Source organism: Streptomyces sp. NPDC050548, assembly GCF_044457385.1.
Taxonomy (GTDB): Bacteria; Actinomycetota; Actinomycetes; order Streptomycetales; family Streptomycetaceae; genus Streptomyces.
On record NZ_JBITGV010000009.1, the window covers coordinates 244,822 to 264,392 of the forward strand.

Here is a 19,571-nt window from a genome sequence, read left to right on the forward strand (position 1 = left end):
GCTCCGGTCAGAACACCGACACTCCGGTGAGCGTCGTGAAGCGGTCCAGCGCGGCGACCCCCGCCACCGAGTTCCCGCGCTCGTCAAGTCCGGGGCTCCACACGGCGAGGGTGCACCGGCCCGGCACGATGGCGATGATCCCGCCGCCCACTCCGCTCTTGCCGGGCAGGCCCACCCGGTAGGCGAACTCGCCCGCCGCGTCGTACGTCCCGCAGGTCAGCATCACCGCGTTGACCTGCTTGGCCTGGGTGAGGGTGAGCAGCCGGCTGCCGTCGGCGCGGCTGCCGTGCCGGGCCAGGAAACCGGCCGCGAGGGCGAGGTCGGCGCAGGACGCCATGATGGAGCACTGCCGGAAGTACTGGTCCAGGAGGACGGGCACCTCGTTGTCGATGTTGCCGTAGGACTTCATGAAGTGGGCGAGGGCCGCGTTGCGGTCACCGTGCGCGGACTCGGAGGCGGCGACCTCCTTGTCAAAGTCGAGGGACGGGTTGCCGCTCTCCGCGCGCAGGAAGGCCAGCAGTTCGCCCGCCGCGTCGCCGGTACGGGTCTGCAGCCGGTCGGTGACGACGAGCGCGCCCGCGTTGATGAACGGGTTGCGCGGGATGCCGCTCTCGTACTCCAGCTGGACAAGGGAGTTGAAGGGGTTGCCGGAGGGCTCGCGGCCCACGTGCTCCCAGAGTTCGTCGCCCTCGCGGGCCAGGTCGAGGGCGAGGGTGAAGACCTTGGTGATGGACTGCGTGGAGAACGGCTGCCGCCAGTCCCCCACGCCGTAGACCGTGCCGTCCAGTTCCGCGACGGCCATGCCGAAGCGGCGCGGGTCGCAGGCGGCGAGCGCCGGGATGTAGTCGGCGGCCTGGCCACGGCCGGGCATCCGCTCGATCTCGCCGGCGATGCGCTCCAGGACCGGCTGGAAGGTCATCGAGGGGGACATGATCACCATTGTGCCTCCGGGCCGGTCCTGGTGCGCGTCCGCGGTCAGACGGCGACGGGACCGCTGCCGGCCAGGACCTCGGGCCGCAGCAGACCGGCGAGCGTCTCGGCGGGCAACAGGCCCTTTTCCAGGACGAGTTCGGCCACGCCCCGGCCGGAGGCGAGGGCCTCCTTGGCGATGTCGGTGGCGGCCGTGTACCCGATGTGGGGGTTGAGCGCGGTCACCAGACCGATGGAGTTCTCCACGCTCGCGCGCAGCGCCTCGGTGTTGGCGGTGATGCCGTCCACGCAGCGCTCGGCGAGCGTGAGGCAGGCGGCGCGCAGATGCGTGATGCTCTCCGACAGCGAGTGCAGGATGATCGGCTCGAACGCGTTGAGCTGGAGCTGTCCGGCCTCGGCGGCCATCGTGATGGTGACGTCGTTGCCGATCACCTCGAAGGCGACCTGGTTGACGACCTCGGGGATCACCGGGTTGACCTTGCCGGGCATGATGCTCGAACCGGCCTGCACCGGCGGCAGGTTGATCTCCCCGAGCCCCGCGCGCGGCCCCGAGGACAGCAGCCGCAGGTCGTTGCAGCTCTTGGAGAGCTTGACCGCGACCCGCTTCAGCACTCCCGACATCTGCACGAACGCCCCGCAGTCCTGCGTGGCCTCGACCAGGTTCGCCGCGGTCACGAGCGGCAGCCCCGTGATCTCCGAGAGATGCCGCCGAGCCGACTCCGCATAGCCGGCCGGCGCATTGAGTCCGGTCCCGATGGCCGTGGCACCCAGGTTGATCTCATGGATCAACTGGACAGCCTCGTCAAGACGTTGACGATCCTCGTCAATCATGACCGCATACGCCGAGAACTCTTGACCGAGCGTCATCGGTACCGCGTCCTGCAACTGTGTACGGCCCATCTTGAGCACGTCATGGAACTCGACGGCCTTACGGGCGAACGCGTCCTGCAGTACAGACATTGACGCGATCAATCCATGTACGGCAAAGACCGTCGCTATCTTGACGGCGGTCGGATACACGTCATTGGTCGACTGACCGAGGTTGACGTCCTCATTGGGGTGCAGGTACCGGTACTCCCCCTTGCCGCGCCCCAGCAACTCCAACGCCCTGTTGGCGACAACCTCGTTGGCGTTCATGTTGGTGGAGGTACCGGCCCCACCCTGCACCACGTCCACGACGAACTGGTCGTGCAGCTTCCCGTCCCGGATCTCCCGGCACGCGGCAACGATGGCGGCGGTTTTCTCCGCCGACAGCAGCCCCAACTCCTCATTGGCGAGAGCGGCGGCCTCCTTCACGGCGGCAAGAGCGTTGATCAAGTGCGGGTAGACGGAGATCGGCGTCCCGGTGATGGGGAAGTTCTCCGTGGCACGGAGGGTGTGAACACCCCAGTAGGCGGAGGCGGGTACATCCCGGTCCCCGAGCAGATCATGTTCGCGACGGGTAATGGCAGACATGGGGTCCTCTTTCCAACAGCGTTCAGGTCACTTAGGGGCTCGGGGAACTGCGCGACCAGCCACAACGGACCCGCAGTTCCCCGAACCGATCTAGGCACACGCAGACAACGGCGACACCGGGTCCAATGCACGCACCGGCCGCACACACCCCACCGGCTCCCCGCCCCCGAGCAACGGCTCCCCCGCGAACTCGACAAGCTGAACCGGATCAACCCCAGCCCGCACAAGCCCGGCGGCAGCGACAGGCACACGCGCCCGATTCGCCCCGTCCGCGATCTTCACCGCAACAGCCCGCCCATCGGGCAACGCGGCAACCTCGACACCCTCGAACCCGTCCTTGGCCAACAGCCCGGGAACGGCACGCATCAACGCGGCCACATCCCGCCCGGACCCGGACGCCATCTCGGCGAACTCCCGCATCGCGTCCGCGACCCGGGCCTCGGGCGTACCGGGCGCAGCGGTGGTGACCCGCGAAACAGCGCGAGCAAGCCCGTGCAACGAAATGGAGAACAGCGGAGCACCACACCCGTCGACACTCACCTGAGCGATCCGCTGCCCGGTGAGATCCTCGACGATCTCCGCGATCGCCTGCTGAAGCGGATGCGCGGGATCGAGATAGTCGTCCAGGGACCAGCCGTTGAGCTTCGACACGTACAACATCGCCGCATGCTTCCCGGAGCAGTTCTGCGCGAGCCGGGACGGCACCCGCCCCTCACGGACCCACGCATCACGAACAACAGGGTCGAAGGGCAGATCGGGAACGTTGCGCAGATGGTCCTCGGTCAGCCCGGCGAGTTCGAGGATGCGCCGGGTCCCGGCGAGGTGGCGTTCCTCGCCGGAGTGACTGGCGGCGGCGAGCGAGAGCAGCTCGCCGTCGAGGGGCAGTCCCGCCCGCACCATGGCGACGGCCTGGACGGGCTTGATCGCCGAGCGCGGGTAGAACGCGGCCTCGATGTCGCCGAGTTGGAGCTGGACCTGGCCGTCGGTGTCCAGGACGACGACGGAGCCGTAGTGGATGCCCTCGATCATTCCGCCGCGTATGAGGTGGGCGACGGGTGCGTGGAGGGGTTCACGGATGAGGGGTGGGTCCGCGAGGGGACTGCTGTACATCACTGCCTGTCAGGTCAGGACGGCGTGGGTCTCACGCGTCGGGTGCGGTGGTGGACGTGCTCACCACGCGGCGGCGGACGGCGAACCATCCGGCGACCAGCGCGGCGGCGATCAGCGGAAGACACAGGACGGTGGTGCGTCCGGCGCCGCCGTCGGCGTACATGAGGACCAGGACGGAGGCGAGGAAGGCCAGCGTCACGAGTTCGGTCCAGGGGGAACCCGGCAACCGGTAGCTGGGCCGGGAGAGTTCGCCCTTCTCGGTCTTCCGCCAGAAGAGGAAGTGGCAGAGCATGATCATGCCCCAGGTGGCGAGGATGCCGATCGCGGCGAAGTTGAGGACTATCTCGAACGCGTCCGCCGGGACCACGTAGTTGAGGCCGACGCCGAGGACGCAGATGCCGCTGGTGAGCAGGATGCCGCCGTAGGGGACCTGGCTGCGGCTCATGACCGAGGTGAACTTGGGGGCGGAGCCGGACATCGCCATGGAGCGGAGGATGCGGCCGGTGGAGTACAGGCCGGAGTTGAGCGAGGACATGGCCGCGGTGAGGACGACGAGGTTCATGACGCCGCCCGCCGCCGGGATGCCGATGTTCGACAGCACGGTCACGAAGGGGCTCTGGCCGGCGCTGTACTTGTTCCACGGCAGCAGCATCGAGAGCAGGAGCACCGAGCCGACGTAGAAGAGGCCGACGCGCCACATGATCGAGTTGATCGCCTTCGGCATGATCTTCTCGGGGTTCTCGGTCTCACCGGCCGCGACGCCGACCAGCTCGACGGAGGCGTAGGCGAAGACGACGCCCTGGATGATCAGGAGCATGGGCAGCAGGCCGTTGGGGAAGATGCCGCCGTTGTCGGTGATCAGGGACGGGCCGGGTGTGGTGCCGTCGACCTGGTGCTGGGTGGCCAGCAGGAAGATGCCGATCAGCATGAAGACGACGAGCGCGCTGACCTTGATGATCGCGAACCAGAATTCAAGCTCGCCGAAGAGTCGTACAGAGATCAGGTTGACCGTCAAGACGACCGCGAGGGCGATCAATGCGATCAACCATTGAGGGATGTCGGAGAACATGCCCCAGTAGTGGGTGTACACGGCCACCGCGGTGATGTCGGCGATGCCGGTGGTGGCCCAGTTCAGGAAGTACATCCAGCCCGCTATGTAGGCGCCCTTCTCGCCGAGGAACTCTCGGGCGTACGACACGAAGGCGCCGGACGAGGGCCGGTAGAGGACGAGTTCGCCGAGGGCGCGGACGACGAGGAAGGCGAAGAGGCCGCAGACCGCGTACGCGATGAAGAGGGAGGGGCCGGCGTCGGCCAGGCGACCGCCCGCGCCGAGGAAGAGGCCGGTGCCGATCGCGCCGCCGATGGCGATCATGTTGACGTGCCGGGACTTCAGGGACTTGCTGTAGCCGGCGTCTCCGGCGTCGACATGGCCGGATCGTTTCTGCACACCGTCGTGCAGGGGCTGTTCGCTGCCGTGCAGGGACTGCTCGCTCACGCCTCGGGTCCGCCTTCCGTGGGGGTGTCCGTGCGCGCGGGGCGCACGATGTCGGTGAGGGTCGTCTCGACCCGGTCGAGGTGATGGGACATGGCCTCGACGGCGTCCGGCTCGCTGCCGTCGATCAGCGCCTCGACGATCGCCCGGTGCTCGCGGTTCGACTGCTCGCGCCGGCCGCCGAGTTCGTTGAGGAACGCGGACTGGCGGGCCAGCGCATCACGGATCTCCTCGATCACCCGGCGGAACACCGGGTTCTGCGCGGCCTCCGCCACGGCGAGGTGAAAGAGCGTGTCCATCGCGACCCACGCGGTGGTGTCCGTCTCCTGTTCCATCCGCTCCAGGAGGTGGGCCAGGTGGTCCAGGTTCTCCGGGGTGCGGCGCAGTGCCGCGTATCCGGCGACCGGGACCTCGACATGGCGGCGCACTTCCAGCAGGTCGCTGGCCGCGTAGTCGCCGAAGGTGGGGTCCTCCACGGCATTGGCGACCACGAAGGTGCCCTTGCCGGTCTTGGAGACGGTCAGACCCATGGTCTGCAGGGCCCGCAGGGCCTCGCGGAGCACGGGTCGGCTGATCTCCAGGGTGCGGCACAGCTCGGCCTCGGAGGGCAGCTTGTCGCCGATGGCGTAGTCGCCGCGCTCGATGGCGCCGCGGAGGTGGACGAGCACCGCTTCCATGGCGCTGACGCGCCGCGGTCCGACTCCACCTGTCTGGCTGTCTGACAGGTTCACGGACGTGATCCTGCGGGTGACGGGACAGTGCTGTCAAGCGATCGGCAGAGAAACATTCAGGGGGCGTGCGGCCTGAAAATTCGGCTGCACGCCCCCTGCGGTGATCGTCCGTCCGGTGTCAGCTGTTGAGCACACCCGCACCGAGCAGCCCGAACAGCAGGACACCGATGATGATCCGGTAGATCACGAAGGCGTTGAAGGAGTGCTTCGCGACGTACTTCAGCAGCCAGGCGATGGAGGCGTAGGCCACCACGAACGACACGATCGTGCCGACGGCCAGCGGGGCGGCGCCGACTCCCGCGCCCAGAGCGTCCTTCAGCTCGTAGATGCCGGCGCCCGTCAGGGCCGGGATGCCGAGGAAGAACGAGAGCCGGGTCGCGGCGACACGGTCCAGGTCGAGGATGAGACCGGTGGACATGGTGGCGCCGGAGCGCGAGAAGCCGGGGAAGAGCAGCGCGAGGATCTGTGAACTGCCCACCAGCATCGCGTCCTTGAAGGTGGTGTCGTCCTCACCGCGCTTGTGCCGGCCCATCTGGTCGGCCGCCCACATGACGCCACTGCCGACGATCAGCGAGGCGGCGACCACCCACAGCGAGCCGAGCGGGCCGTCGATGAGCGGCTTCGCGGCGAGGCCGACGATCACGATCGGGATGGTCGAGTAGATGACCCACCACGCGAACTTGTAGTCGTGGTGGTAGCGCTCCTCCTTGTTGAACAGGCCGCGCCCCCAGGCCGTGACGATCCGCACGATGTCCTTGAAGAAGTACAGGAGCACGGCGGCGATGGCGCCGACCTGGATGACGGCCGAGAACCCGACGACGGAATCGTCGTCCACGGGGATGTTCATCAGCCCCTCGACGATCTTCAGATGGCCGGTGGAGGAGACGGGCAGGAACTCGGTCACCCCCTCGACGACTCCGAGGACGGCGGCCTGACCGACGCTGATGACGCTCATGAGATCCAGTTCTTCGGGATTGGTCGACAGTGCTGTAGACAATAGCGCTGAAGGCGATCCTGGTCGGGCGCGGGATCCGCCCGATTTCTTACGCCCACAGGGCCTGCGCGATCGACACCCCGACAAATGCCGCACCGAGGCCCGCCATCACGCTGCCGACGACGTTGGCGGCAGCGTAGAGCCCCGCCCCTGTCTCGGTCAGTCGCAGTGTCTCGTACGAGAAGGTCGAGTACGTCGTCAGGGCCCCGCAAAGGCCTGTGCCGACGAGGAGTTGGAGATGCGAGCCCGCCGCGCCGGCGGACGCGGCGCCGGTCAGTGTGCCAAGGATCAGACAGCCGGTGACGTTCACCGCGAAGGTGCCCCAGGGGAAGACGGAGTCGTGTCTGGTCTGCACGGCACGGTCGGTGAGGTACCTGAGTGGGGCACCGACGACGGCTCCCGCGACGACCAACAGCCAGTTCACAACGACTTCTTACCCTTCGCGTCGGCCTCGCCCGTACGACCCACGTACCGGATGACCTCGCAGTCGTCGAGGATCACCAGCCCCTCGGTGACGAGTTCGTCGAGCTGCGGCAGGAAGGCCCGTACGCGCTCCTCGGTGTCCACGATCACGATCGCCACGGGGAGGTCCTCGCTGAGCGACAACAGCCGCGTGGTGTGGATCAGGGAGGAGGCGCCGAAGCCCTCGATGCCCCGGAAGACGCTGGCACCGGCCAGCCCGGCGGTGTGCGCGCGGTGGACGATCTCCGAGTAGAGGGGCTTGTGGTGCCAGGTGTCGTTCTCGCCGATGAAGACGGTCACGCGCAGGGCGCTGCCGGTCAGCCTGGTCATCGCTGCCTCCACTTCAGGACGCGCCGGGCCGCCGTCACCGCGATCCGGACCGCCGCGAGGGCCGCGAGCAGGGTCGCGGCGAGATAGGCCAGCGCGGTGCGGGGATGGCCCGCGTCGACCAGTTTCTGGATGTCGACGGCGTACGTCGAGAAGGTGGTGAAGCCGCCGAGCACACCGGTGCCGAAGAACGGCCGCACCAGCCTGTGGGCTGCCCACACATCGGTGATGACCACCATGAACACGCCGATGACGGCGCAGCCGACCACATTGATCCAGAACGTCGTCCAGGGAAACCCGCCGCTCTGCGCGGGCCACCACAGGGAGGCCGCGTACCGTCCTGTGGCCCCGATCGCGCCACCGAGCGCGACCACCGCGACCACGGGTCCCTGACCGCGCCAGACAGACGGCCGCGAGGTCTGTGACCGGGCGCGCACGCTCTCGGCCTCGGGAGCTGTCATGGCCGTACGTCTCCTACTCGTCGGGGGCCCTGGGGGCACACGCCTCTACAAGTAGGGACCGTTGGCGGCACCTCTGCCGCGGTTCGGGTACGGCGGGCCCCACCGCCGCGCCGCGAGGAGTGCTCGCGGCCGGGCATCAGGGTAACGCCGGGGACCTGCCGGGGTCACTTCGGGGCGGGCGGCTCGCACAGCGCGATCCCGCGCTCCCGCACGCTGCCCAGGACCAGGTGCCCGGCCGCCTCGCACACGCTGGTGGCCATCCGGTAGGACGAGCCGCGCGCGACGAGGTGGTGGACGACGGAGCCGTCGTCGTCGAACGCCATGGCTCCGATCATGCCCGTGGGGCGGAAGGGCACGTGTACGGCGACCCGGGCCGCGGCCTGCCGTGCGGCGGGCGGCGCCTGGTGGAGGAGTTCGAGCGGCGGGACGCGCGGGCCGGCCAGCGCGACCCAGATCGGCCCGTCCGGGCCGCCGCGCCAGAGGTTGTCGGGCATTCCGGGGAGGTCGTCGGCGAAGGACTCGCTGTGGCCCGCCTCCGGTCCGGTGAGCCAGTAGCGGGTCAGCCGGCGGGCGCCGGTCTCCGCGACGACCAGGAACGACTCGTCGGCACTCACGGCGAGTCCGTTGGCGAACTGGAGTCCGTCCAGGAGGACTTCGGGACTGTCGGCACCGGGTGCGAGGCGCAACAGCCGTCCCGTGCCGGTGTGTTCGACGATGTCGCCGATCCACCGATCGATCGGGTAGCGGAGGCTGAAGACGGTGAAGTACGCGCTGCCGTCGGACAGGGCGACCACGTTGCTGCAGCCCACCAACGGCTCCCCCGCCACCGAGTCGGCGAGGACCCGTACGGTTCCGTCCCCCAAGTCGATGCGCAGCAGCCCGCGTTCCGAGTCGGCCACCAACAGGGCGTCGTCCGGGAGGAGTTCGAGGCCGAGCGGCCGTCCGCCGGTGTCGGCGAGGGTCTCCACCCGCACCGCCTCGGGGTCGATCAGCCCGTCGAGACGGAGGATGCGGCCGTCCTCGACGCCGGTCAGCACCCGGCCGCGGGCGTCCGCCACCACGTCCTCGGGACCCACGCCGCCGATCGCGACGTAGCGGCGGGCCAGCAGTGCCTTGGGTCGGTCCACGAACACCTCCACGGTTGGGACCGGCGCGCGTACGCTTGCTGTTCTTCCCGGTCATCGCGGCACCCGGTCACGTTCGCCGAGCGTATTCCCGGTGACCCGGATCGCGCTGCCGACAGGCGAGAAGTGAGAAGGGGGCCTCGCATGACGTGGTCGGCCGCCCGCCGCGCGGGAACGCCCCGGTGAACCGAGTCCGCGCCGCCTGGCAGCGCCTCGGCCTGGCCGAACTCAACCGGCGCGGGCGGGAGTTGGAGCTGCTGCACCGGGCCATGAGCTTCGCGACGCTCGCGCTGGTCACACTGGCGCCGCTGCTGATCGTGGTGGCCGCGGCCGATCCGCTCGGGCACGGCGGGTTCGCGCTGTGGCTGGTCGACGGCATGGACCTGTCCGGCCGTTCGGCCCGCGCGCTCACCGACGTCTTCACCCCGCCGCGCAAGGTCATCGGCACCACCAGCGCCTGGAGCGTGGCGCTGCTCGCACTGTTCGGGCTGTCCTTCGCGTCGAGTGTGCAGAGCGGCTACGAGCACGTGTGGCGCCCGACCGGCGCGCCCTGGCACCGCATCTGGCGCCAACTGATCTGGCTGGTCATGCTGATGGGCTATCTGTACGCGCAGGTGCAGACCCGCAACGTCCTCGCGGGCACGCCCCGCATCCTGCTCAGCATGGCGGCCGGTCTGCTCTTCTTCTGGTGGGGCCCGCACTTCCTGCTCAGCCGCCAGGTCCACTGGCGCTATCTGCTGCCGGGTGCGCTCGCCACGATGGCGGGCCTGGTCGGCCTGCGCTGGTTCTCGTACCTGGTGTTCACCCCGCTCCTGGTCACCAACGCGGTCAGCTACGGCCCGGTCGGCACGGTGCTGGTGGTGGAGTCCTGGCTGGTCGGCGTGGGGTTCGTGCTCTACGGCGGCGCACTGGTGGGCAGGCTGCTGTGCGAGCGGTTCGGGGATCCGGACGCGTCGTTCCGCACGGAACCGGAGACACCGGAGGAAGCGGAGGAAGCGGACGCCGGCCAGGACACGGTGTGACGCTCGGCCTACCAGCCCTTCTCGAACATGCGGGCCACCTCGGCGATCCGGACCTCGTCGCGCTGGTAGTAGGTGCGCAGCCGGATCCGCCGGGTGCGCAACAGGCCCAGGGACGCGAGAAGTTCGAGGTGGGTGTCGGCCACCTGGCGGGACACGCCCAGCTTGGCCGCCACCGCCTCCGAGCTGACCCCGGCCTCATGGAGATGACGATGTGCCGGGAAGTGGGCGGCCGGATCTCTCAGCCACTCCAGGATGTCCAGTCGCCGCTGACTTGCCGGAGTCCTCAGCATCTCGTGCCCCTCCGTCCTGCGCGCCGCTTGCCGCGTCCCCCCACTCTCCCGCAGCACGGTCCACCGCGTCCCGGACTCGGTGCCCCTTGTCCGGGACCGACCGTTCCTGTTCGACGCGGCGGTCGCCGCTGGGGCATGGGGCAACGGGCGGGACGCGCGGAGACCGCCGGGAACGAACTCCGGCTTCCGGACCCGGAGTTGGCCGAACCACACCGCCGCAGCCGCACAAGAACGCACGCACGCCGACCGCCGTCGAACCGCGCACCCGCGGCACGTTCACCACAGCGGCTCGGTGCCGTCGACGCCGAGGCGCAGCACAACGGACGGGACGCGGCAACCCACCCGGGGACGAACTCCCGCCTCCGACGCCGGAGTTGGCGGACCCACACGGCCACACCCGCACACGAACGCACGCCAGGCCGTGGACGTCCCCCTCCGCCCGCGGCTCACGGCTCTCGCGGGCGGAGGGGAGTCGGCTCAGCCGTCGAGTCGTACGACCCGCACGGCTCCGGCGGGAACCGCGAGACCGCCCGCGGCCCGCTCGCCGGTCAGCAGCTCGGTGCCGTCGGCCCCCAGCGGCACCTTGACGTCCGAGGCGCTGTGGTTGATCGCGAAGAGGAAGCTGCCCGACTCGCCTTCCCTGCGCACGACTTCGACGTCGTACGGCAGCTCGGCGCGCGGCGCGATCCGGGCGTCCTCGGCCGCCCAGCCGAGCAGGGCATCGAGGCCGTGCGCGTCGAGACGCGTGGACACATACCAGGCGGTGCCCTCGCCGAGGCGGTGGCGGGTGACGGCCGGGTGATCGGCGGTGAGACCTTCGGCGTACGTCCAGACGGTCTCGGCACCGCGCGGGACCACGAACTCGGTCCATACGTCACCGGTGAGTTCGGAGCCGTCCGGGCCGGTGATGCGCACCCGGTCGCCTTCCAGCAGCGGCGAGAACTCCTCGACGGTCAGGCCGAGTACGTCCCGCAGCGCGCCGGGATACGCGCCCTCGTGGACGGCGTCGTGCTCGTCGACGATGCCGGAGAAGTAGGAGACGACGAGGGTGCCGCCCTGCTCGACGTACCGCTGAAGGTTGCGGCCGGCCGCCTCCGTCGTCAGGTACAGGGCGGGTACGACGACAAGGGGATAGGCCGACAAGTCGGCTTCCGGGTGGGCGAAGTCGACGGTGAGGTGGCGGTCGTAGAGGGCCTCGTAGAAGGCGTCGGCGCGCTCGCGGGCGTCGTGGTCCTGGCTGGGGCGCCACTCCAGTTTCTGTGCCCACCACGACTGCCAGTCCCATACGACGGCCACGTCGGCCTGCGTGCGCGTCCCGCGTACAGCGCTCAACTCGTCGACGGACGCGCCGAGTTCGACGACCTCGCGCCAGACGCGGGTCTCGGTGCCGCCGTGCGGGAGCATCGCGGAGTGGAACTTCTCGGCGCCGCGCCGGGACTGGCGCCACTGGAAGAACATCGCGCCGTCGGAGCCGCGCGCCACGTGGGAGAGGGCGTTGCGGGCCATCTGGCCGGGGGCCTTGGCGGGGTTGCGGGGCTGCCAGTTGACGCCCGAGGTGGAGTGTTCGAGGAGCAGCCAGGGGGCGCCGCCCGCGACGGAGCGGGTGAGGTCGGCGGCCATCGCGAGGTTGACGTGGGTGCGGCGGCCGTCGGTGATCAGGTAGTGGTCGTTGGTGACGAGGTCGACCTCGCGGCCCCAGGCCCAGTAGTCGACGGACTCGCACTGGCTGAGGGCGGCCATGAAGTTGGTGGTCACCGGGATGCCGGGCACGAGGCGGTGCAGGATGTCCCGTTCCGCGATGAAGTTCTCGCGCATGGTGGCGTCCGCGAACCGCGTGTAGTCCAGCGCCTGGGCCGGGTTGACGGCGGTCGGGGTGAGGCGGGGCGGGTTGATCTGGTCGAGGGTCGCGTAGCGCTGGCCCCAAAAGGCGGTGCCCCAGGCCTCGTTGACGCCGTCGACGCTGCCGTATGTCGTCGTCAGCCAGCGGCGGAAGTGGGCGGCGCAGGAGTCGCAGTAGCAGGCGGAGACGGGGACGCCGTACTCGTTGAAGACGTGCCACAGGGCGAGGGCGGGGTGGGTGCCGTAGCGCTCGGCGAGGCGGGTGGTGATGTTCGCGGCGGCGGCGCGGTAGTCGGCGTTGCTGTGGCAGATCGCGCCGCGTGAGCCGAACTCGTAGCGGGTGCCGTCGGCGGTGACGGGGAGGGCCTCGGGGTGGGCGCGGTAGAACCAGGCGGGCGGGGCGACCGTGGGCGTGCCGAGGTCGGCGCGGATGCCGTTGGCGTGCAGGAGGTCCAGGAGGCGGTCGAGCCAGCCGAAGTCGTAGGCACCGGGCTCGGGTTCCAGCAGGGCCCAGGAGAAGATCCCGACGCTCACCATGGTGACGCCGGCCTCCCGCATCAGCCGGACGTCCTCCTGCCAGACGCTCTCCGGCCACTGCTCGGGGTTGTAGTCCCCACCGAAGGCGAGCCTGGTGAGCCCCTTGGGTGTGGTCTCCGGCATGGATCTCTCCCGTAGTCGATCATTTGGGAACGTGCACACAGCGCGCCCTGAAGCGTTGCCCCAACATAACCGCACGTCCGTGACCGCTGACAAGTGTCCCCGATGTTTCTCTGTCGTGAATGCTGTGAACGCTCCCATAAGGGTCACCCAGCGGTGCTTCGGGCTCCGGGCCCGGGAGCCGTAGAGTCGTGACCATGAGCAATACGGGGGGTCGGCGCAGACCACCGACGATCCATGACGTGGCACGCGAGGCCGGCGTCTCACGGGGCACGGTGTCGCGGGTCCTCAACGGCGGGCACTATGTGAGCCCGGCCGCGCAGGAGGCCGTCAACGCGGCCATCCGCAGAACGGGTTACGTCGTGAACCGGCACGCCCGCTCCCTGATCACCGGGCGCTCGGACTCGGTCGGTTTCCTGCTGACGGAACCGCAGGAGAAGTTCTTCGAGGACCCCAACTTCAACATCCTGCTGCGCGGCTGCACCCAGGCGCTGGCCGCGCACGACATCCCGCTGCTGCTGATGCTGGCCGGCACCGAGGACGAGCGGCGGCGCATCACGCGGTACATCACCTCCGGGCACGTCGACGGGGTGCTGCTGGTCTCCAGCCACTCCGGGAACCCGGTGGCGGAGGAGCTGAGCGAGGCGGGCGTGCCGCTGGTCGCGTGCGGCAAGCCGATCGGCCTCGGCTCCAAGATCAGCTATGTGGCCGCCGACGACCGGGACGGCGCCCGGGACATGACCCGGCATCTGCTCTCCCTGGGCCGTCGCCGCATCGGTATGGTCACCGGACCGCTGGACACCCCGGGCGGTGTGGAGCGCCTCGCCGGATACAAGGAGGTGCTCGCCGAGGCGGGCGTCGAGGTGGACGACCGGCTCGTCGTCTCCGGCGACTACAGCCGGCTCAGCGGCGAGCGCGGCGCCGAGCGGCTGCTTGCCCAGGTCCCGGACCTGGACGCGGTGTTCGTCGCCTCCGACCTGATGGCGCGGGGCGTGCTGACCACGCTGGAGCGGGCCGGGCGGCGGGTGCCGGAGGACGTGGCGGTCGGCGGCTTCGACGACTCCCCCGCCGCGCTCGCGTCCAGCCCCGAACTCACCACGATGCGGCAGCCGTTCGACCGGATCAGCGCGGAGATGGTGCGAGTGCTGCTGGCGCAGATCGGGGGCGAGGACACGGCGGCGGTGATCCTGCCGACGGAGCTGGTGAAGCGGGAGTCGACGTAGGAGGGGGCGCGCTCGCGGCACGCCCCCTCCTCGTCGCCGTCAGGCGGTCGGGTTGACGACCACCTCGGCCGTGTTGTTCGCGCTGTTCGGGTCGAAGACGGCGGGTCGGTCGGCGTGGGCGTGGACGATGACCTGGCCGGTCGCGTCCGGGACCACCCGGTCGATGCGCAGCCGGAACGGGAAGCTGACGTCCGCGCCGGGCCCGGCCCAGATGGGCAGGTCACAGGCGTAGTGCGGGACGGCCGAGTCGTCGCCCGTTGACCGGGCGCCGTGGCAGGTGCTGGGCATGGACGTGGCGGTGGTGCCCTCCGGGAGGTAGAAGTCGACCGTGGCGACCGGGTCGCCGGAGCCGGCGTTGGCGACCCAGGCCGGGCCGTCGTTGGTGAACCGGATCGCGGCGGTGACGGTGTCGCCGACCGCGCCGCTCACCTCGGTGCCGTGCGCGGCGAAGTCGGCGGTGTTGTCGGCGTCGATGTTCCAGGCGCGGCTGTTGTCCGAGCTGTCCAGGTCGGTGACGCCGTCGACGGGCTCGATGTCGTAGTCGAACCGCTCGAAGAGCGCGTGGTCATTGACGGTGAGCCGCAGCGGCGCGGGCAGTTCGACGGTGGCGCCGGGCGCGATGTCGGTGTCGAAGGCGCAGGTCGCGTGCGTCATGGGCATGTAGGTGCCAGTGGCGTCCGGCTCGGTGTAGGTGCACTGCGGGTAGCGGGTGACGATGTCGAGGCCGTACGTCGCGTACAGCTGGACCGTGAAGCCGTGGGCGGTCTCGTTGCCGGTGTTGGTGACGGCGAAGGGCACGGTGAGGTCGGTGCCGACCGCGACGCCGGTCCTGTCCTGCTGGGCGTCGATGCCGAGGTCCGGGCCGGAGCGGACGGTGACGGGGGTCGTGCTGCCCTCTGCAGCGGTGAGTGTGCCGTCGGGTCCGCCGGTGGCCTCGGCGGAGTACGCGATCGTGCCCTGCGCTCCCACGGCGGCGCCCGCGACGGCCCGCACCTGGAGCTGCACCTCCGCGCTGTAGCGCGTGGGCACGTCCCCGGTGTCGCACACGGCGACGGTTCCCGCGCCGTTCGGCGTGCAGTTGTCGGGCCAGGCCACCTCCGCGACCCCGGCGAGCCCGGAGACGTCGACGGTCAGGTGACCGTCCGTCACGGTGAAGTTGTCGTTGTCGTGGTACAGCCCGAGCTTCAGCGTCCGGTACATCGCCGTGCCGTCGGCCGAGGCCACGGTGACCGACTGGTCGTACGGCGCCTGGATCCACAGGTTGTCGGTCTGCGGCTCGTCGTCGGCGAAGGCGGCCCCGCTGCCGAGACCGGTGAGGAGCAGCGCCCCCACGGCGCCGGCACAGGCTCCGCGACGCAAGCGACGCCGGACGGAGACAGATCTCATGACATCCCCCATGTTGGTACGACAGAGACCCCGGCAAGTGATCAGTACCGGGCGGGAGTTGGACGGTCCACCGATACGAAAGGTTGTAGTGGGAGGCGTGTCTATACCCTTTGGTAGAGACGCCGATCCTCCGCCGCGGCGACGATTCGCCGGCCGCCGGGCGGAATGCTCGTGGCCATGGACATCACTTCGCTCACCGTCGTACTCAGTGTGATCGTGGTCCTCACCGCCTCGGTCCTCGTCGTCTCCAACCAACCCCCGCTGTGGGTCTACCTGTTGAGCGGTGCGGGCTCGCTGCCCCTGAGCGGTGTCCTGCTCGACCTGCCCGCCGTCTCGTCCGTGCTCGTGGACGGTTCCGCGGCCACCTGGGGTCTGCGGCTCGCCGTCGCCTCGACCGTCGCGGTCGTGCTGAGCTTCTTCTTCGGCGGGGACGGTCCGTCACTCGGGACGGGCGAGGGCGGTGACGGTGAGCGCGAGGACGCAGGCGAGGCAGAGCCAGGCGAAGGTGTCGCCGATCCGGTCGTAGACCGTGGTGACGCCGTGAACGGGCACGTAGGCCACCATGGTCTGCTGTTCGGTCGTGAAGTAGTCGGTGGTGGCGAGGACATGGCCCTCGTGGTCGTAGGCGGCCGAGACGCCCTCCGCGTCCTGGCGGATCAGTGAGTAGCCGCCCTCGACGGCCCGCAGGCTCGCCTTCTCGGTGTGTGCGGCTCCGTACTCCCGCCAGTCGTGGGAGGGGACGAGCATGATGTCGGCGCGGGTCCGCATCATCGCGGGGAAGTCGGCGTCGTAGCAGATGACGTTGGCGATCCGGCCGTACGGGGTGTCGGCGACGGGCACGCGACCGTCGCCCGGCGTGAACTTCTCGGAGCCCGGGATGGGGTGGGCCTTCTGGTAGGTCCACAGCACCTTTCCGCGCGGGTCGATGAGGAGCGCCTCGTCCTTGTCGTGGGCGGGTCCGCTCCTGCTGTAGACGCGGACGCCGATCTCCAGATAGACGCCCGACCGGCGGGCCCGGTCCTGCGCGGCGGTGACGGCGGCCGGCTCACGGGACTCCTGGACCTTGACGGCCTCCTCGGGCCAGATCACGATCTTCGCTCCGGCGGCGGCCTCGCGATGGGTGGCGGCCAGCAGGTCGTTCTCGACGGCGGTCATGGCGGGTTCGACCGTCGCGGCGGGCGCGGTGGCGATGTCCGGGACCTTCGAGAACACCGCCTGCTGCGCGTCGGTCACGGCCCGGCCGGGGCTGATTCCGGCGACACGGACGGTGGGAGCCGTCGAGGGGGCGAGGGCGAGACGCGCACCACCGGCGAGTACGACGGTCAGCAGGACGGCCACATAGACCAGGCCGCCTCGCCAACTGGGGCGTTCCCAGAGACGGTTGACGGTACTGGCGAAGTAGGCGATCAGGAAACCGATCCCCCACGGGCCGGTGACGGAGACGACCTGAAGGAGCGGAAGGTCACCGTACTGAGTGACCGCGAGCGAGCCGTAGGCGGTGCCGAACGGGGACACCACGGTGATCAGGAACTCGGTGGCGGCGACGGCGGCCGGGAACGCGAGGGCCGCCGGGCCGGGGCGCAGCCGGCCGGTCAGCAGTCTGTCGGCCAGGAACGGCAGCGTCTGCAGGGCGGCCAGCGCGACGGCGCCCACGACCACCACCGGCCCGAAGCCGATCGCCGACTCCTGGACCCAGAAGACGGCGGCCACCGCGTGCGCCGCCCAGATCCACAGGGCCCCGGACCACGGACGGCCGGTCCGCGTGAAGCGCAGCAGGAGCACCAGCGAGATCCAGGCGGCGGCCGGGACGTCCCACCGGCCGCCCACCGCGAACAGCGAGGTCCCGGTGCCGAGCAGGAGCAGGACCCACCTCGCGGCGGGGCGTGAACTCCCCTTCCGGTCAAGGGACGTGGTCGCCTCAGCCGTGGCGGGAGAAGGGCGGGTCTGTTCTGCGGGGAGGTTCGTCATGGGGAACGACGCTAGGAGTGCGGCACCCCAGGGCGCCTCCGTCCCCGCGGCGATCTTCGGCGGGACCGCGCAACCATCGATGCGCGCCCGGCGGAGGATCCGGCCGAACTGCCGCTGCCCTAGCCTGATGAACTGAGATGGTCATGGAGACGAGGGCCCTGCCACGGGCCGCACAGCGCTGGTTCGCCGCCCGGCCGCGTCTGACGGATGTCGCGCTCGGCGGCGGTCTGACGCTGTTCGACATGGCCACGGTGCTCGGCCGCAGCCCCGCGCCGAGCGCGTGGGCCGTGGCCCTGTGGGGAGCGCAGACCGTCCCGCTGCTGTGGCGGCGGACCCGTCCTCGTACCGTGCTGGCCGCGATGACCGTCCTCTACGTCGCCTTCCAGGTGCTCGGTCCGATCCCGGGGAAGATCCCCGGCCCGTTCCTGCTGATGCTCGGGGTGTACGCCCTGGCCCGGTACGAACCGGTCGCGGCCAGTCTGCCGGGAGCCTTGCTGTGCCTGGCCGTCGCGATGACCGCCGACGCTCTCAGCGGGCACTGGCAGACTCCGCAGCTCGGGTCGCTTGAGCCGATCAGCGCCACCACGTTCGTCTTCTTCTTCGCCCTCGCCTGGATCCTGGGGCACGGCAGACGCAGGATCGGCGCCGACGCCGACCGGTTGCGCGACCTCAACCGGCGGCTCAGGGCCGAGCAGGACCTCAACGCCCGGCAGGCGGCGATCGCCGAGCGGGCCCGTATCGCCCGAGATCTGCACGACGTCGTCGCCCACCACGTCAGCGCCATCGCCGTACAGGCCCGGGCCGCGCAGGACGTCATGGACGACGATCCGCCCCTCGCGGCTCAGGGGGTCGAGTTGATCGCCACCACCGCCGACACCGCGCTCGTCGAGATGCGGCGGCTGCTCGGGCTGCTGTCGTTCCGGGAGGGGGAACTCGCGCCCGAACCGTCGCTCGACCACCTCGACACCCTCATCGACGCCGCCCGGTCGGCCGGGTGCCGGGTGACGTACACGCCGGAGATCCGGGCGGGGGCGGCGCCGTCCGGGGGGATGCGGGTCTCGGCGTACCGGATCGTGCAGGAGGCGCTGACGAACGTGGTCAAGCACGCGGGGCCCGTGGATGTGCTGGTCAGCGTGTGCGGCGACGACAGCGGCCTCGTCATCGAGGTGCGCAACGACCCGGCCGCTCCGGGCCACCGGTCCGTCACCGGCTCCGGCCGGGGGCTCGTCGGCATGCGGGAACGCGTGGCGGCCTTCGACGGTGAGCTGGCGGCGGGGCCGCGCGCGGACGGCGGCTGGGGGCTGCGCGCCGTCCTGTGCGGGACGGCGCCACGACCCGCGGAGGCGGCCGGATGACCGTACGTGTGCTCGTCGTCGACGACCAGGAGATCGTCCGGACCGCGCTGCGGCTGGTCATCGACCGCCGCGAGGGCCTGTCGGTCGTCGGCGAGGCGGCGGACGGTGCACAGGCCGTGGCCCGGGCGGCCGAACTCCGGCCCGACGTCGTGCTGATGGACGTACGCATGCCCGGCACGACCGGCGTCGAGGCCACCCGGCGCATCGTCGGCGACTGGCCCGGACCGGGGCTCGCGCCACGGGTCGTCGTCCTCACCACGTTCGACCTCGACGAGTACGTGCACGCGGCGCTTCGGGCGGGCGCGGCCGGCTTCCTGCTGAAGAACAGCCATCCCGACGACCTCGCCCGCGCCCTCCACGCGGCGGCCGCCGGAGAGCCCGTGCTCGCGCCGAGCGTCACCCGCCGGCTCATCGACACCCTGACCGCGCTGCCGACAGCGCTTCTCGCAGACGCACCGGCCCCGGCACCTGGCGAGCCCGCGCTGACGGAACTGCTCACCGAGCGCGAACTGCAGGTCCTCGTCCTGGTCGCCCGCGGCCTCTCCAACTCCCGGATCGCCTCCGACCTCGGGCTCAGCGAGGCGAACGTGAAGAGCCGCGTCAACCGCATCCTCACCCGCCTCGGCCTCGACAACCGGGTGCAGGCCGCCCTGATCGCGCAGCGCGCGGGCCTCACCGGAACCCCGTGAGCAGGTCTTACGGACCGGTGACACCGCGGCCGTGCCACTGCCACGCGCCGGGTCGG

General features: G+C 70.4%; 18 protein-coding genes. 4 read left to right on the top strand and 14 right to left on the bottom strand.

What is annotated here, in order from left to right:
- Positions 1–7: 7 nt before the first annotated feature.
- The 10 genes from ACIBJH_RS25615 to ACIBJH_RS25660 all read right to left on the bottom strand — a co-directional run bounded on the left by ACIBJH_RS25615 (position 8) and on the right by ACIBJH_RS25660 (position 9,089).
- Positions 8–940, bottom strand: coding sequence for a glutaminase (locus tag ACIBJH_RS25615; protein WP_399119182.1), 933 nt, complete (start codon positions 938–940; stop codon positions 8–10).
- Between the two features lie 35 nt (positions 941–975).
- Positions 976–2,385: an aspartate ammonia-lyase gene (gene aspA, locus ACIBJH_RS25620; protein ID WP_399119183.1), complete on the bottom strand. Its 1,410-nt coding sequence runs from the start codon at positions 2,383–2,385 to the stop codon at positions 976–978.
- A 90-nt stretch (positions 2,386–2,475) separates the two neighbouring features.
- Complete coding sequence (locus tag ACIBJH_RS25625) at positions 2,476–3,495, bottom strand: asparaginase (protein ID WP_399119184.1); 1,020 nt, start codon at positions 3,493–3,495, stop codon at positions 2,476–2,478.
- A 31-nt stretch (positions 3,496–3,526) separates the two neighbouring features.
- The gene (locus tag ACIBJH_RS25630; protein ID WP_399119185.1) at positions 3,527–4,990 is read right to left on the bottom strand and encodes an amino acid permease; all 1,464 of its coding nucleotides are present in this window, start codon (positions 4,988–4,990) and stop codon (positions 3,527–3,529) included.
- A complete protein-coding gene (locus tag ACIBJH_RS25635) occupies positions 4,987–5,664 on the bottom strand; it encodes a FadR/GntR family transcriptional regulator (protein WP_399119314.1) in 678 nt (225 codons plus the stop codon). Before ACIBJH_RS25635 ends, ACIBJH_RS25630 begins: the two co-directional genes overlap by 4 nt.
- A 172-nt stretch (positions 5,665–5,836) precedes the next feature.
- A complete protein-coding gene (locus ACIBJH_RS25640; RefSeq protein WP_019068930.1) occupies positions 5,837–6,673 on the bottom strand; it encodes an undecaprenyl-diphosphate phosphatase in 837 nt (278 codons plus the stop codon).
- 88 nt (positions 6,674–6,761) lie between these two features.
- Positions 6,762–7,136, bottom strand: coding sequence for a fluoride efflux transporter CrcB (crcB, locus tag ACIBJH_RS25645; protein ID WP_399119186.1), 375 nt, complete (start codon positions 7,134–7,136; stop codon positions 6,762–6,764).
- Positions 7,133–7,504 carry a DUF190 domain-containing protein gene (locus ACIBJH_RS25650; RefSeq protein ID WP_399119187.1) on the bottom strand — a complete coding sequence of 124 codons (372 nt, stop codon included), beginning with the start codon at positions 7,502–7,504 and terminating at the stop codon, positions 7,133–7,135. The genes crcB (ACIBJH_RS25645) and ACIBJH_RS25650 overlap by 4 nt, the downstream gene beginning before the upstream one ends.
- Positions 7,501–7,962 carry a fluoride efflux transporter CrcB gene (crcB, locus tag ACIBJH_RS25655; RefSeq protein ID WP_399119188.1) on the bottom strand — a complete coding sequence of 154 codons (462 nt, stop codon included), beginning with the start codon at positions 7,960–7,962 and terminating at the stop codon, positions 7,501–7,503. Before crcB (ACIBJH_RS25655) ends, ACIBJH_RS25650 begins: the two co-directional genes overlap by 4 nt.
- Before the next feature lie 164 nt (positions 7,963–8,126).
- A complete protein-coding gene (locus ACIBJH_RS25660; RefSeq protein ID WP_399119189.1) occupies positions 8,127–9,089 on the bottom strand; it encodes an SMP-30/gluconolactonase/LRE family protein in 963 nt (320 codons plus the stop codon).
- 179 nt (positions 9,090–9,268) lie between these two features.
- Here ACIBJH_RS25660 and ACIBJH_RS25665 point away from each other — a divergent pair, with 179 nt between their 5' ends.
- Positions 9,269–10,108, top strand: coding sequence for a ribonuclease BN (locus ACIBJH_RS25665; RefSeq protein WP_399119190.1), 840 nt, complete (start codon positions 9,269–9,271; stop codon positions 10,106–10,108).
- A gap of 8 nt (positions 10,109–10,116) precedes the next feature.
- Here the strand turns inward: ACIBJH_RS25665 and ACIBJH_RS25670 are convergent, their stop codons facing one another.
- Both ACIBJH_RS25670 and ACIBJH_RS25675 read right to left on the bottom strand, forming a co-directional pair.
- Positions 10,117–10,398, bottom strand: a complete 282-nt coding sequence (locus ACIBJH_RS25670; protein WP_399119191.1) for an ArsR family transcriptional regulator — start codon at positions 10,396–10,398, stop codon at positions 10,117–10,119.
- A gap of 477 nt (positions 10,399–10,875) precedes the next feature.
- Entirely contained in the window at positions 10,876–12,897 is a 2,022-nt protein-coding gene (locus tag ACIBJH_RS25675; protein WP_399119192.1) for a beta-galactosidase, read from the bottom strand.
- Between the two features lie 188 nt (positions 12,898–13,085).
- On the opposite strand from ACIBJH_RS25675, the gene ACIBJH_RS25680 reads away from it, so the two are divergent.
- Positions 13,086–14,117 carry a LacI family DNA-binding transcriptional regulator gene (locus ACIBJH_RS25680; protein WP_399119193.1) on the top strand — a complete coding sequence of 344 codons (1,032 nt, stop codon included), beginning with the start codon at positions 13,086–13,088 and terminating at the stop codon, positions 14,115–14,117.
- A gap of 39 nt (positions 14,118–14,156) precedes the next feature.
- Here the strand turns inward: ACIBJH_RS25680 and ACIBJH_RS25685 are convergent, their stop codons facing one another.
- Positions 14,157–15,503 (bottom strand): hypothetical protein, encoded by a 1,347-nt coding sequence (locus tag ACIBJH_RS25685; RefSeq protein ID WP_399119194.1) that lies wholly within the window; start codon positions 15,501–15,503, stop codon positions 14,157–14,159.
- Positions 15,504–15,941: 438 nt separating this feature from the next.
- Positions 15,942–17,471 carry a nitrilase-related carbon-nitrogen hydrolase gene (locus ACIBJH_RS25690; RefSeq protein WP_399119195.1) on the bottom strand — a complete coding sequence of 510 codons (1,530 nt, stop codon included), beginning with the start codon at positions 17,469–17,471 and terminating at the stop codon, positions 15,942–15,944.
- 143 nt (positions 17,472–17,614) lie between these two features.
- Here ACIBJH_RS25690 and ACIBJH_RS25695 point away from each other — a divergent pair, with 143 nt between their 5' ends.
- On the top strand, positions 17,615–18,826 hold the full coding sequence (locus ACIBJH_RS25695; RefSeq protein ID WP_399119196.1) for a sensor histidine kinase: 1,212 nt from the start codon (positions 17,615–17,617) through the stop codon (positions 18,824–18,826).
- A complete protein-coding gene (locus tag ACIBJH_RS25700) occupies positions 18,823–19,515 on the top strand; it encodes a response regulator (RefSeq protein ID WP_399119197.1) in 693 nt (230 codons plus the stop codon). Before ACIBJH_RS25695 ends, ACIBJH_RS25700 begins: the two co-directional genes overlap by 4 nt.
- Positions 19,516–19,571: the final 56 nt, after the last annotated feature.

Excerpts from the sequence above, each read along its gene's own strand:
- ACIBJH_RS25690 (WP_399119195.1), bottom strand. The coding sequence starts at position 17,471 with ATGACGAACCTCCCCGCAGAACAGACCCGCCCTTCTCCCGCCACGGCT.
- ACIBJH_RS25700 (WP_399119197.1), top strand. The coding sequence starts at position 18,823 with ATGACCGTACGTGTGCTCGTCGTCGACGACCAGGAGATCGTCCGGACC.
- crcB (WP_399119188.1), bottom strand. The coding sequence starts at position 7,962 with ATGACAGCTCCCGAGGCCGAGAGCGTGCGCGCCCGGTCACAGACCTCG.
- ACIBJH_RS25685 (WP_399119194.1), bottom strand. The coding sequence starts at position 15,503 with ATGAGATCTGTCTCCGTCCGGCGTCGCTTGCGTCGCGGAGCCTGTGCC.
- aspA (WP_399119183.1), bottom strand. The coding sequence starts at position 2,385 with ATGTCTGCCATTACCCGTCGCGAACATGATCTGCTCGGGGACCGGGAT.
- ACIBJH_RS25640 (WP_019068930.1), bottom strand. The coding sequence starts at position 6,673 with ATGAGCGTCATCAGCGTCGGTCAGGCCGCCGTCCTCGGAGTCGTCGAG.
- ACIBJH_RS25625 (WP_399119184.1), bottom strand. The coding sequence starts at position 3,495 with ATGTACAGCAGTCCCCTCGCGGACCCACCCCTCATCCGTGAACCCCTC.
- ACIBJH_RS25670 (WP_399119191.1), bottom strand. The coding sequence starts at position 10,398 with ATGCTGAGGACTCCGGCAAGTCAGCGGCGACTGGACATCCTGGAGTGG.
- ACIBJH_RS25650 (WP_399119187.1), bottom strand. The coding sequence starts at position 7,504 with ATGACCAGGCTGACCGGCAGCGCCCTGCGCGTGACCGTCTTCATCGGC.
- ACIBJH_RS25615 (WP_399119182.1), bottom strand. The coding sequence starts at position 940 with ATGGTGATCATGTCCCCCTCGATGACCTTCCAGCCGGTCCTGGAGCGC.
- ACIBJH_RS25695 (WP_399119196.1), top strand. The coding sequence starts at position 17,615 with ATGGAGACGAGGGCCCTGCCACGGGCCGCACAGCGCTGGTTCGCCGCC.
- ACIBJH_RS25635 (WP_399119314.1), bottom strand. The coding sequence starts at position 5,664 with ATGGAAGCGGTGCTCGTCCACCTCCGCGGCGCCATCGAGCGCGGCGAC.
- ACIBJH_RS25675 (WP_399119192.1), bottom strand. The coding sequence starts at position 12,897 with ATGCCGGAGACCACACCCAAGGGGCTCACCAGGCTCGCCTTCGGTGGG.